The sequence below is a fragment of the Providencia sp. PROV080 genome, assembly GCF_033688105.1.
Lineage (GTDB): Bacteria > Pseudomonadota > Gammaproteobacteria > Enterobacterales > Enterobacteriaceae > Providencia > Providencia zhejiangensis.
In genome coordinates this window covers 2,964,260-2,977,882 of sequence record NZ_CP096346.1, presented here as the reverse complement: position 1 = coordinate 2,977,882, position 13,623 = coordinate 2,964,260, and the positions used below count along the sequence as shown (strand labels likewise).

Genomic DNA, 13,623 nt, shown 5'->3' with positions numbered 1-13,623 from the left:
TTATAGTGCGTGAATACGCCTTCACCAGGAAATAGGGTCAATTATCTGTTGTTATTCTCAATGATTTGCGAAATAACAACAGAATTGACCTGAAGTTGTAAAAATACCAAGGGTAAAATATGAGTTTAAAACAGACCCTGTGCGCTTACGAGTTAATCGATAGTGCCGTTGTTAGTGGGGATGATATTGTTGCCTTATTTAAGCATTTCACTGGCGTTGAGGTATCCTCAAAAACAGTGCAAGACGAAAAAGGGCAAAGTGATTTTGTTCGTATAGTCATTCCAGGAAGTCAGGGGAAATTACAAGGTAAAAACACACCGACACTTGGCATTATAGGTCGTTTGGGCGGAATTGGCGCGAGGCCATCGCGTATTGGCGTTGTCTCTGATGCCGATGGTGCGATCGCGGCGATTGCGGCGGCGCTAAAACTCGCCAATATGCGTGAAAGCGGTGATATTTTGAAGGGGGATGTGATTATAACAACACATATCTGCCCAACAGCACCGACCCGTCCTCATAGCCCCGTTGATTTTATGGATTCCCCTCTTAATGATGAGACGATGAATCAACATGAAGCCATTCCTGAAGCTGATGCCATATTATCGGTAGATACAACCAAGGGAAATCGCTTACTGAACCACAAAGGGTATGCATTGTCGCCGACAGTTAAAGAAGGTTATATCCTACCGGTTGCTGAAGACTTATTGCGATTAATGGAATGGAGCAGCGGGCAACATGCGGTGACCTTCCCACTCGCAGTGCAAGATATTACACCTTACGGTAATGGCTTACACCACATCAATAGTATTATGCAACCATCGGTATCAACCACAGCGCCTGTGGTGGGGGTTGCTATTTGCACACAAACGATTGTCCCGGGGTGTTCCACAGGTGCCAGCCATGAAGTGGACATTGCTGCCGCGGTGAAGTTTATGATTGAAGTTGCTAAAGAATTTAGTAGCGGGCATTGCCAATTCTATGATGAAGAGCAGTTTGCTTTACTTAAATCACTTTACGGTGACCTATCATTTTTGCAAACACACAGCCGCCCGCGCTGATCTCTGCATATTGTTTAGAAATAGACACAGTTAACTACCAAAAGTTGTCATGTCATCATTACTGAACGCATGAAGTAATTAACTGTGCTCTATTAGGCTGAATTATTCTTGAGGCGTTGCCTCCGCACTTGTATTATTCAATGTACCATTTTCAATCGGAATGATGAGATTGGCATGGTTTCCTTTTGGGCCAGTATTAATACTAAAATTGACTTTCTGGCCAGCCTTTAATGTCCTGTAACCATCCATCTGTATGCAGGAGTAATGAGCGAAAATATCTTCTCCCCCATTTTCTGGGCAGATGAAACCAAAGCCTTTGGCGTTATTGAACCATTTAACTGTACCTGTCTCCATACATCGTCCTTCGTATTTACAAGTTGTGTTTGACATAAATGCATAATCACTATGCATCGACTAAGTATAATTACCCATATTGACTGTCTGCAAATCATACTGTAGTGAATTGCCTTCGGACGTCAAGCGATCAGTTTGCGGATTTTTGGCAAAGTGATAAAAATTTGATATGGCTAACGCTCCTTCCTTTATAAACTTTGAAGTTAGTCACAAACTATTGGTCATATGAGTTACTTTGAATAGCGTGTTACACTGTTATTAGAGTGAATCAATGATTGATAAAACAAATGATTCTCACGACATTTAATTGTTATCTTGATTAATAGAAATCATTGATAATAAAGGTTATGCTTAATTGAATCTTAACTCCGAGCACGACAAGTAATGAGCGATTTTCTTGGTACATTTAAAACAGATGTCATTATTAAGGATGAAGTGGAACAAGTCTTACAGCCACCTTCAATGTATAAGGTTATATTAAATAATGATGACTACACTCCAATGGATTTTGTTGTTGAAGTGTTACAAAAATACTTTTCTTTTGATGAAGAACGCGCTACACAGATAATGTTAGATGTTCATTTTCAGGGAAAAGGGGTTTGCGGTATTTTTACGGCAGAGGTTGCTGAAACAAAAGCGGCACAAGTTAACAGCTATGCGCGCGAACATGAGTACCCTTTGTTGTGCACAATAGAAAAAGTGTGAACTAGCTAATATCAATTTTGGGAGGTGCTTATGCTCAATCAAGAACTGGAGCTTAGTCTGAACGTCGCATTTGCAAAAGCGAAAGATAATCGACACGAATTTATGACAGTGGAGCACCTGTTGCTGGCATTATTAAGTAACACGTCAGCGCGTGAAGCATTGGATGCCTGTAAAGTTGACCTCGTTGTCTTGAGGCAAGAGCTTGAGCACTTTATTGCGCAAACGACACCACTGTTACCTGAAAATGATAATCGTGATACGCAACCCACTTTAAGTTTTCAGCGTGTTCTACAACGCGCTGTTTTCCACGTTCAATCATCTGGGCGTCATGAAGTGAGTGGTGCCAATGTTCTTGTGGCAATCTTCAGTGAACAAGAATCACAAGCCGCTTATTTATTGCGTAAACATGACGTAAGCCGTTTAGATGTTGTTAACTTTATTTCTCATGGCACCATTAAAGGCGAAAACCCAGCGCAATCTGAGCAAGATGCCGCTAATAGCCAAGTTAGCAATGAAGAGCAGCCTGTTTCCGATGATCACATGGATAACTTTACGACGAACCTCAATCAATTGGCGAAACAAGGCAATATTGACCCTCTGGTGGGGCGTCAGGCCGAGCTAGAAAGAACCATTCAAGTTCTGTGCCGCCGTCGTAAAAATAACCCATTGTTGGTCGGTGAATCAGGCGTGGGGAAAACCGCGATAGCGGAAGGGCTTGCATGGCGTATCGAGCAAAATGATGTACCTGAAGTGATGAAAGGCTGCACTATCTATTCACTCGATATTGGCGCTTTGTTGGCAGGGACTAAATACCGTGGTGACTTTGAAAAACGCTTTAAATCACTGTTGAAAATGTTGGAAAAAGACAGTAAAAGCATTCTTTTTATTGATGAAATCCATACTATCATTGGTGCTGGCGCAGCGTCTGGTGGACAAGTGGACGCCGCAAACTTAATCAAGCCATTACTGTCAGGCGGCCGGATTCGCGTGATTGGTTCAACAACCTATCAAGAATTCAGCAATGTATTTGAAAAAGATAGAGCGCTTGCACGCCGCTTTCAGAAAATCGATATTGTAGAGCCTACAGCAGAAGAAACCGTTCGTATTATTAATGGGTTAAAACCAAAATACGAATCTCACCATGATGTTCGCTATACCGCGAAAGCGATTCAGGCGGCAGTTGATTTATCCGTTAAATATATTACGGATAGACATTTACCTGATAAAGCGATTGATGTGATCGATGAAGCAGGGGCGAGGACTCGTTTAGTCGCACCCAGCAAGCGCAAGAAAACAATCGGGGTGCCTGAAATTGAATCTGTGGTTGCACGTATTGCGCGTATTCCAGAAAAAACCGTTTCTTCAAGTGATAAAGAGCGTTTGAAAACCTTGGATGCCCGTTTAAAAATGTTGGTGTTTGGGCAAGATGATGCGATTGCAGCGTTAACTGAAGCGATAAAAATGAGTCGTGCTGGTTTAGGCCAAGAGCATAAACTGGTTGGTTCTTTCTTGTTTGCAGGTCCAACAGGTGTTGGTAAAACAGAAGTTACCGTGCAGTTAGCTAAAGCGCTTGATATTAAATTATTGCGTTTTGACATGTCCGAATACATGGAGCGACATACTGTGAGCCGTTTGATCGGGGCTCCCCCAGGGTATGTTGGGTTTGACCAAGGTGGCTTATTAACGGATGCCGTGATTAAACATCCTCATTCAGTAGTGCTACTGGATGAAATTGAAAAAGCACATCCAGATGTGTTCAATATCCTGTTGCAAGTCATGGATCACGGTACTCTGACTGATAATAATGGGCGCAAAGCGGATTTTCGTAATGTTATTATTGTGATGACGACTAACGCGGGGGTTCAAGAAACACAACGCCGTTCTATTGGATTTGCTGAGCAAGATAATAGTACTGACGCCTTATCTGAAATTAAGAAAGTCTTTTCGCCTGAGTTCCGTAACCGCCTTGATGGCATTATTTGGTTCAACTCATTGTCGGTTGAGATTATCACTCAGGTGGTGGATAAATTTATTGTCGAGCTTCAAGCGCAATTGGATGAGAAAGGGGTGTCTATTGAGGTTAGCCAAGCGGCTCGCCGCTGGTTATGTGAGAAAGGCTATGATAAGGCAATGGGAGCCCGACCCATGGCACGTGTTATTCAGGATAACCTGAAAAAACCATTAGCAAATGAGTTGTTATTCGGTTCGCTAACTAATGGTGGCTCGGTGAGTATCGGGCTTGATGAAAAAAGCAACACACTGACATATAGCTTCAGTAGCGTGCACAAGGCCTCTCCGGAGGATGCGGTATTCTGACAAATAGACCACAGGTGTGTTGTGCAATAGCACACCACCTGTGGCTGTATCAGGCCTTGCCTGAAGAGATAGAATCAGCGGCTACGGAAAATGATACGGCCTTTGCTCAGGTCGTACGGAGTTAACTCTACAGTTACCTTGTCGCCTGTCAGGATGCGGATATAGTTTTTACGCATTTTTCCAGAAATGTGGGCAGTCACTACGTGACCATTTTCCAGTTCAACACGAAACATTGTGTTTGGCAGGGTATCGAGTACTGTGCCCTGCATTTCAATATTGTCTTCTTTGGCCATCTAATCCTCTAAGTCTAATAACCATGATTTTTAACGGGCAAGATAATGCCCAAAAACCCTCACTAAGTAAAGAAATGTCGCATTTTAAAGCGATTTTTCTTGAGCAGTGTGGGCATAAAATAGCTTAAAGCCAGAATTCGCTATTCGAATAATGACTGTATTTCAATCGATTGCGGTAACCAGCAGGCGGGATCAATCGCTTTGTTACGCCACCGATAAAGAATATGTAAAAAATCCCGACGGGATATTTCTTTTGCGCCTAATGAGGCGGTATGGTGGTTAAGTACCTGACAATCAAAAAGCTGCCCATTATAGCGCAAAAAATGAAAATAGAATGTAATAAAAGCAACTTTGGATGCATCATTCATTCTACTGAACATAGATTCGCCACAAAATAGGTGCCCTAGGTTCACGCCATATAGGCCGCCAACCAGCTCTTCACCATACCAAGCTTCGACAGAATGTGCGACCCCTTGTTGATGTAGAGCCTGATAACCAACGCAAACTTCAGGCACAATCCATGTTCCCTCTTCACGGATAGCACACGCCTCAATAACCTCGTTGAAGGCATGGTTGATGGTGATGCGATATTTTTGCTTTCTCAATAATTTTTTCATTGAACGGCTAATATGCAATTCACCCACCATTAAAACAGCTCGGGGGTCAGGCGACCACCACAATGGCATTTCACCGGGATTAAACCAAGGAAAGATACCATCATAATAAGCAGCCTTAAGCCGTTCAGGTGCTAAATCGCCGCCTATTGCTAACAGGCCATTAGGTTCCCGCATGGCTTCATGCACTGGCGGGAATAAATAGGAGTCATCATCGAGTTGGTACATGATGTGCCTCACAGAACCTGTTGTTGCAAATGGCGTTGACGAAACTGGAAGTAACGTCCTTTTGACGCTAATAATGCTTGATGCGAACCTTGCTCAATAATTTCACCGTTATCCATCACGCAAATGGCATCCATTTGTTCTATGCCTTGCATACGGTGCGTGATGACAATCAGTGTTTTCTCGGCACATTTCTCTTTCAACAACGAAAGGATTTGTTGTTCCGTTTGTGCATCAAGTCCTTCAGTGGGTTCATCCATTAAAATTAATGGCGTGTCATGTAGAAGCGCGCGAGCGATACCTAAACGACGTTGCTCCCCACCTGATAATTGTCGACCGCCTTCACCCATCCATGCATTAAGTTTTTGTTCATTCTCAAGCAAATTGCCGAGGCCGACTTGTTGTAGAACTTCATTAAGTTGCTTATCGGTCGCTTTATCATTCGCAAGAAGTAAATTATTACGTAGCGTATCACTAAAGATATGCACCCTTTGTGGAACGACAGACATAATCGCGCGTAGAGCTTGCTCACTATAGTCACGGATATCCTGCCCATTAATGTAGATCATACCACTATCAACATCCCAAGCTCGGGTTAATAGCTGTAATAATGTTGATTTGCCGCAACCTGTTTTACCCAATAAAGCAATATGTTGGCCTTGTTTTAGTGAAAGTGACACTTGTCTTAAAACAGGGAAAGGCTGCTCAGGATAAGTAAAAGAAATATTATCGACGACAAGGCTTTCCAATTGAGGTAGCGATAAACCTTTTTGTGGAAAGGTGACTTCAGGTTTGGCATCGATTAATTGAGATACTCGCTCCGCTGAAGCGATCACTTGGCCCATATGTTGAAATGCAACGGCCACAGGCCCTAAGGCTTCAAAGGCGGCTAATGCACAGAACACAAATAGAGCGATCAACGCACCAGGGTTTGTGTTCCCTCCGACATGATCTGCTGCCATCCACAACAAGAGTGTTGCAGTAAAGCCGGAAGCAAACAGGATAATCCCTTGGGATAACCCCGTTAGGCTAGCTTGCTGTTGTTGACGTACTTGCCACTGACTTTCAATATCAGACAATGTCTTACGAAAACGGGGAAGGGCACCGAATAAGGTCAATTCAGCTTGCCCTTGTAAGGCCGATGTGAGCACTGTGCGATAATGCGCGCGTAAATGCGTCAGTTCTTGACCGATAGGCTTACCTGCTCGGTAAAATACGAATGGCAATGTAAACAGTAACAAGAGCATGATGCAACCAAGTGTCCACGCTAAGCGAGGATCAAGGAAGCTCAAACCAAAAATCAGGACGAAGATCACCACAAAAGCGGCAAAAATAGGTGATAGCACACGTAAATACAGATGATCTAAGGTTTCCACGTCAGCAACCAAGCGGTTAAGCACCTCCCCTTGACGGAAGCGACTAATTCCGCCTGGTGACAGGGGCAATATTTTGCTGAAGGCGAAAACACGTAAATGTGCCAATACTCGGAATGTCGCGTCATGGCTGACTAATCGTTCAGCATAACGTCCTGCTGTCCGGAAAATTGCGGCGCCTCGCACTCCCGCAGCAGGCAGCATATAGTTGAAGTAGTAAATACCGGGGAAGCCGGCAATAGCCGCGCCTGCTAAGAACCATCCAGATAAGGTGAGGAGCCCGATGCTGGCAAGTAAAGTCACGATGGCTAAGATCATGCCGAGTAGGATCAGAAACCAATGACGGCGATAGAGTGCCAGAAAAGGTAATAGAACTCGCATTATCAAAGCTCCTCATTACGATGGGTCAATAAACGGGCAAATGGCCCAGCGGATTGACTCAGTTCTGCATAATTGCCACGCTGAATGATTTGGCCATTTGCCATCACCCAAATTTGGTCATAATTAACGGTTTCTTCCAGCAAATGGGTGACCATAATTGTCGTTTGCTTTTGCGCTAGCTGGTTTAGAGTATGCATAACGCGTTGTTCGCTGTGTGCATCAAGGCTGGCGGCAGGCTCATCAAGCAATAAAATACGGGATGGTTTTAACAGTGTACGCGCAACCGCAACACGTTGTGCTTGCCCAACCGATAACCGTGCCGCATAGTCTCCAAGACGGGTATTTAAGCCATCAGGTAGCATAGGAAGAAACTCTGAGACATAAGCGTCATCCATTGCTTGTTGTATCTCTGCTGCTGAAGCGTTCGGTTTACCTAAACAGATATTCTCGACGAGTGTTTGCTCAGGTAAATGCGGATTTTGCCCGACCCAGCCAATGAATACTCGCCATTTTTCATGGCAAAGCTCGTTCAGTTCATCACCGTTAATTTTAATTGAACCTTGATAAGGCAGAAACCCTAACAATAGATTAAGTAAAGAGCTTTTCCCCGCGCCACTTTGCCCAACAATGGCAACGCGTTGTTGTGGTTCAATAATAAAATCGAGAGGGCCGACAAGACGTTGGCCGTCATGAGAAAAAATTTCTAATCCTTCGGCTTGGATGCGAATAGGTTGGTCGAGCGGTGTTTTATTGCCTGTTTCGGTTACCTGTTCGCCATCGCTTTCTAACAAGGTCACGAGGCTTTCGGCCGCACCTACTGCTTGTGCTTTCGCATGATAATAGGTGCCCAGATCGCGTAGCGGTTGGAAGAACTCAGGGGACAGGATTAAGGCAAGAAAACCCGCAAACATGGTAACAGGTAAGCCATAGCTACCAAAATTTAGCTCGCCGAGATAAGAAAAACCGAAATAGACGGCAACGATAGCAATTGAAATAGAAGCAAAGAACTCTAACACCCCCGAGGAGAGGAACGCCATTCTGAGTACTTCCATGGTTCGTGAACGGAAATCTTCGGTTGATTCCCGAATTTGTTGAACCTCTGCTTTTTCACGGAAAAATAACCGCAAAGTATCTAACCCGCGTAACCGATCCAAAAAGCTGCCACTGAGGCGACCTAGCGCAATAAAGTTACGACGGTTGGCATCTGCCGCACCAAGACCGACCAGCGCCATAAAAATGGGAATCAATGGCGCTGTCGCAAAAAGTATCAAACCCGCTGCCCAGTTAAATGGAAAGATGGCAATCAGGATCATCATTGGAATGATACTTGCCAGATACATTTGCGGTAGGTAGCGTGAATAGTATTCTTGCATATCCTCGATTTGTTCGAGAACAATCGTTGCCCAACTCCCCGCGGGTTTACCTTTTACCCACACAGGACCTAATTGTTGCAACTTATTCAAGACCATAGCGCGAACTTCTTGGCGTACGACTTGCCCACAACGAAAGCCAACACGTTCTCGAATTAAGGTTACGAGCGCACGTAATACAAATACGATAAGGAGCAGTACAAAGGGGGTAACCAATTGTTCCCGAGGGATATGATCCATAATCAGTGCTTGCAGTATCACCGCTAAGAACCATGCTTGAGCGATAATGAGCAGGCCACTAACAACGCCTAATAGCATAGAAATGCGTAACCAGCGTTTTGCCGATGTACTATGCTGTTTTAACCAACGTACCAATTCAGTCTGTCTTGTTTTATCCATAATGATCAGTGTGCAGGTATAGTTTTATATTGAGAGTGTGCCGCTAGCTAAAATAAGTGATAGGTTACAGCATAACGGAATTTTTTATCTATCATAACAGCTTCTTTGCGATATGTTGCATAATAAAAGTGTGTTATTAAAACAGTCCAGATAATTGTTATTGATATGTTTTATAAAGGTAAAGAACAATCGACGGTTATTTGAAATTAAAATCAAGAGAATGAATAAATAATTTATCGGTATCCTCTAATCGTGCCATTGATATATGAAGCTAAGGGGAGCCTAAGCAATTCCATCATATTTAATTGGGAATAAATATAATAGTAGGTAATAGCTTTACTTATCAGTATTGCTATTACCTCCAGTGTTAACTTGATTATTTTGGCACAATTTGGCGCCATTCTTTAGGTGCTAAGCCAAATTGCCCATTTAACAGTTTATTCCAAGCCGTATTTAGCGATTCTGACGAATCATACTGGTGTGTTTGTGTATCCACAACGAGCCAATTTTCTTCTTTTTGCTGCCAAATAAGACAATCAAAATAATTGCTTTCTTTATATGCATAACACATCACAACGTCATCACGCCCATCTTGGTTGACATCGGTCATAAAACCAAGACAGTTATTAGGCTCAACACTTGCAGTACAGTACCATTCATATGATTTATCACTGATATTCCACCAACTATCAGGCAAATCTGCACTGTTTTTCGCTATCACTAACACATCTTTGAGTGATCTGCTGGATTCGTCATAAGGCATCACCATTTCAAGCTGTTTTTTATAGTCTGGATTCAATTTTAATTGTGCTAAGGCTTGTTTACCGTCGGGACCTAATTGACCTAAATCACGGGCAAGCATTGGGTTAACTTCAATTTTCCCCTTTTCAACACCGGCTAATAGGCTATTTAACGTTATCCGCTGGAAATCAAAAATAGGGCTATTAATGAGCAAAATAGTGGCAATTAAGCCTAAGAGTGCCACTTTGTTAATGGTGCCTAATGTTAGTACCCAACGTTGCCTTTTGAGGATCACCACAACGCTATACGCTAAAACAACAGCAGTGAAAAAGAGTGCGATTGTAGAGGCATATAAACGCTCAACACTCCAACTGTATTGATTGACACGAATAAAAATACCGTAGAGTGATAGGAAGGAGAAAACATTCAGCAAAAGAATGCTCAATAACATAAACGGGGTTAGCCATGAAGGGAGCTGATATTGATAACTACCATCGCCATAAGTTAGGTTAATTAAAATAATATTGAGGAGTAAAAACCACAATAGCGTGATAGAACCAAAATCTGAATATTTCAGTTCCGTAAAAGATGAAAAGAGAAGGCCAATCACGAATACAATGGCAATAACATGTAAAACGATCAAGAAGAAGCGGGCGATATAACTTACGAAATGACTTAATTGAAGCTCAAAGTTGGAGCGTAAAAAAATCAGACCTATGTTAAAGCCTAATGTAAAGCTTAACCATAAGGTAAATTCATGGCTCAATATATCGTGCAAAAAAAATAAGTTAACAGTTTGAAATAAGAAACTGGCCAGTAAAATGAGTGCGGTCAGTAATCCGCCAATCACTGAGGCCAGTATGCCTAATAGCGTATTTTTGATATAGAAACTAATCAAACAGGCATAATTGATCTGCCATGTACCAGAAAATTGACGCATTTGCATCCAAGGCAATAAGATGAAAAACAGGATGGTTAATGTCAAAAATGCGAGAAAGAAGTGGGCATCGCTGCTTGATGCTGAGTGTCTAGCCTGCCATAAACTGATCCAAATCGTTAATAAAATGATGATCAAAATATTAAGATAGAAAACGCCTGCTTTAACTTGGGTAAATAAGTAACTGGTGGCAGAAGGAACAAAAATCGCGAGTAATAATGACAAATAAAAATATTGTTCACTTAAGCCAATCTCTTGCTGTACTGAATAATTCGTTGAGTAAAGAATAATCGTTGCTTGCACAATGGCAAGTAGGGCAACAAAAAGATAGGCGTAACGACTAACTGATTCTTTCAGTGTTTGCTGACCCATGAGGTTCCCTTTAGTAGAAGCGTATATTGGCGATGAGTTCATTATAGATTGGAGGCATCAAATACCTATTGAACTTGTTCTGAAAAAAACGGATGTTTCGATGAATTTGAATGAGAGATAGAAATAAAAAAGGCACCAGTTTAAGGTGCCTAATGGTGTTGATACTCGGCTAATATTATTTTTTATCCGCTAAACCATCTAAATAACGTTCTGCATCAAGTGCGGCCATACAGCCAGTACCCGCTGATGTAATTGCTTGGCGATAAATATGATCCATAACATCACCCGCAGCAAAGACGCCAGGAACAGAGGTTTGTGTTGCATTCCCGTGAGTACCGGACTGCACTTTAATATAGCCATTTTCTAAATCTAGCTGGCCATCAAAAATACCCGTATTTGGGCTGTGGCCGATGGCAATAAATGCGCCCATTACGTCCAGTTCTTCAGTTTCATCGCTCTTTGTATTACGTAAGCGAACGCCTGTTACTCCCATATCATCGCCGAGAACTTCATCCAGTGTACGGTCAGTATGCAGGATAATATTACCGTTGTTCACTTTGTCCATTAAACGGTCAACTAGGATTTTTTCAGCGCGGAAGCTATCACGGCGGTGAATTAAGTGAACTTCTGAGGCTATATTGGACAGATAAAGTGCTTCTTCAACAGCAGTATTACCACCACCAACAACGGCAACTTTTTGGTTACGATAGAAGAAACCATCGCAGGTTGCACAAGCGGATACGCCACGGCCTTTAAAGGCTTCTTCAGAAGGCAGGCCGATATAGCGTGCAGATGCACCTGTCGCAATAATCAAAGCGTCACAAGTATATTCTTTTTCATCACCAAAGAGGTGGAAAGGGCGCTGCTTGAGGTCAACTTTATTAATGTGATCAGAAATAATTTCTGTTTGGAATTTGGTCGCGTGTTCATACATACGATCCATCAAACCTGGACCTGTTAGGCCTTCAGGGTCACCCGGCCAGTTTTCAACTTCGGTTGTTGTGGTTAACTGACCACCTTTTTCCACCCCAGTAATCAGTGCGGGACTTAAATTGGCACGAGCAGCGTAGACGGCAGCTGTGTATCCGGCAGGGCCAGAACCCAAAATGATTAACTTGCGATGTATGGCTGTGCTCATGAATACCTCATTTTTAATTAAAAATAGCAATAATGGGATTGTAGGAGAATTGGCTAGCTAAAAAAAGTGATTTAAATACTAAGTAAATTGTAACTGGGCTATTTTTGCGATAGATAATAGTGATTAAAGTAAAAATTTGCTATGGCAAGTATTGTAACATCGGGGAAGCGGATTTTTAGGAATATTCTTGAATCCGGCTAGCGAAACGTTTGAATAGAAAAAAAAGCGAAATCTTGTACTGATTTTTATTCATTTGCTTTGACAATCGGCTGTGCATTTGCGAAAACATCTATGTAAGAGTTAATTATCTAGTGAACCAATGTAAACGGTGCATTTTTGTTCTAGACGGAAAGTTAACTTTACAACACTTATAACTTAACAAACAGGTAATCATTGTGAACAGGGTTTCCGTTCACGTCGATCTCAGCATTGCGCATAAAATTTGCTCCTGAACACGAATACCTAATAAATAAAGTATGAGCGAGGATGGTGCTGTTTTATAGGTGTGGGAAATAACAATTAGAGAAAGAGAGATAAAGAGATGATTGACAATAAAAAGCGTCCTGGAAAAGACCTCGACCGTATTGATAGGAATATTCTAAACGAACTACAGAAAGACGGGCGTATTTCAAACGTAGAATTGTCTAAGCGTGTGGGGTTGTCACCAACGCCATGTTTGGAGCGTGTTCGTCGTTTGGAGAGACAAGGGTTTATTTCTGGCTATACAGCACTACTGAACCCTCACTATTTAGACGCATCACTACTGGTTTTCGTTGAAATCACCTTAAACCGTGGTGCACCAGATGTGTTTGAGCAATTTAATACCGCGGTGCAAAAACTCGAAGAGATCCAAGAATGTCATTTAGTTTCTGGTGACTTCGATTATTTGTTGAAAACGCGTGTGCCTGATATGTCCGCTTATCGTAAGCTACTCGGTGAGACTCTGCTGCGTCTACCAGGTGTTAACGATACGCGTACATATGTAGTTATGGAAGAAGTGAAGCAAAGTAACCGTCTGGTTATTAAAACGCGCTAACTATCTTCGATAGTCTCATTTCTGGGCAACATAACAGATTGTTGCCGCACTGCTGTTTCAACGCTGAGTTTACTCAGCGTTGTTCCGTTTTTGGTGTTGGATTTTCTCTCTTTTTAAGTAATTTTCCATCCACTTTCAGTCACGCCGTGCGTTGTTGATATGATTTTTTCTGAAAATACCCTAGATAACCGCAAGTTCTAGTTTCAATCTATTGATATTAAAGCTATAAATAATTAAGATTTTTAACATCAAATAGAAATTGAATCATCAACTGTAAGATGAAATACTGCATCTTGCAGTGCCTATAGTTG

Annotated in this window: 11 protein-coding genes; 4 read left to right on the top strand and 7 right to left on the bottom strand. The window is 42.2% G+C overall.

Going from position 1 to position 13,623, the window contains the following annotated elements; all coding sequences use genetic code 11:
* Window positions 1-119: 119 nt before the first annotated feature.
* The gene (locus M1F03_RS13175) at window positions 120-1,058 is read left to right on the top strand and encodes a DUF1177 domain-containing protein (RefSeq protein ID WP_154623177.1); all 939 of its coding nucleotides are present in this window, start codon (window positions 120-122) and stop codon (window positions 1,056-1,058) included.
* A 102-nt stretch (window positions 1,059-1,160) separates the two neighbouring features.
* Here M1F03_RS13175 and cspD read toward each other — a convergent pair whose 3' ends face one another.
* Window positions 1,161-1,412, bottom strand: coding sequence for a cold shock-like protein CspD (cspD, locus tag M1F03_RS13170; RefSeq protein ID WP_154623175.1), 252 nt, complete (start codon window positions 1,410-1,412; stop codon window positions 1,161-1,163).
* A 384-nt stretch (window positions 1,413-1,796) separates the two neighbouring features.
* Here cspD and clpS point away from each other — a divergent pair, with 384 nt between their 5' ends.
* A complete protein-coding gene (gene clpS, locus M1F03_RS13165) occupies window positions 1,797-2,117 on the top strand; it encodes an ATP-dependent Clp protease adapter ClpS (RefSeq protein WP_154623173.1) in 321 nt (106 codons plus the stop codon).
* A gap of 30 nt (window positions 2,118-2,147) precedes the next feature.
* The gene (gene clpA, locus M1F03_RS13160; RefSeq protein ID WP_318839952.1) at window positions 2,148-4,433 is read left to right on the top strand and encodes an ATP-dependent Clp protease ATP-binding subunit ClpA; all 2,286 of its coding nucleotides are present in this window, start codon (window positions 2,148-2,150) and stop codon (window positions 4,431-4,433) included.
* Between the two features lie 74 nt (window positions 4,434-4,507).
* On the opposite strand, the gene infA is transcribed toward clpA, so the two are convergent.
* The 6 genes from infA to trxB all read right to left on the bottom strand — a co-directional run bounded on the left by infA (window position 4,508) and on the right by trxB (window position 12,276).
* Window positions 4,508-4,726, bottom strand: a complete 219-nt coding sequence (infA, locus tag M1F03_RS13155; protein ID WP_004244560.1) for a translation initiation factor IF-1 — start codon at window positions 4,724-4,726, stop codon at window positions 4,508-4,510.
* 140 nt (window positions 4,727-4,866) lie between these two features.
* Window positions 4,867-5,568, bottom strand: coding sequence for a leucyl/phenylalanyl-tRNA--protein transferase (aat, locus tag M1F03_RS13150; protein ID WP_154623170.1), 702 nt, complete (start codon window positions 5,566-5,568; stop codon window positions 4,867-4,869).
* An 8-nt stretch (window positions 5,569-5,576) separates the two neighbouring features.
* Window positions 5,577-7,319: a heme ABC transporter ATP-binding protein/permease CydC gene (gene cydC, locus M1F03_RS13145; RefSeq protein WP_196714110.1), complete on the bottom strand. Its 1,743-nt coding sequence runs from the start codon at window positions 7,317-7,319 to the stop codon at window positions 5,577-5,579.
* 2 nt (window positions 7,320-7,321) lie between these two features.
* Entirely contained in the window at window positions 7,322-9,088 is a 1,767-nt protein-coding gene (gene cydD / locus M1F03_RS13140; protein ID WP_154623166.1) for a heme ABC transporter permease/ATP-binding protein CydD, read from the bottom strand.
* Between the two features lie 376 nt (window positions 9,089-9,464).
* Window positions 9,465-11,138 (bottom strand): DUF4153 domain-containing protein, encoded by a 1,674-nt coding sequence (locus M1F03_RS13135; protein ID WP_251464511.1) that lies wholly within the window; start codon window positions 11,136-11,138, stop codon window positions 9,465-9,467.
* A 175-nt stretch (window positions 11,139-11,313) separates the two neighbouring features.
* Complete coding sequence (trxB, locus tag M1F03_RS13130; RefSeq protein ID WP_154623163.1) at window positions 11,314-12,276, bottom strand: thioredoxin-disulfide reductase; 963 nt, start codon at window positions 12,274-12,276, stop codon at window positions 11,314-11,316.
* Between the two features lie 541 nt (window positions 12,277-12,817).
* Between trxB and lrp the strand changes: the two genes are divergently transcribed.
* On the top strand, window positions 12,818-13,312 hold the full coding sequence (gene lrp, locus M1F03_RS13125; RefSeq protein ID WP_004918089.1) for a leucine-responsive transcriptional regulator Lrp: 495 nt from the start codon (window positions 12,818-12,820) through the stop codon (window positions 13,310-13,312).
* The last annotated feature ends 311 nt before the right edge of the window (window positions 13,313-13,623 follow it).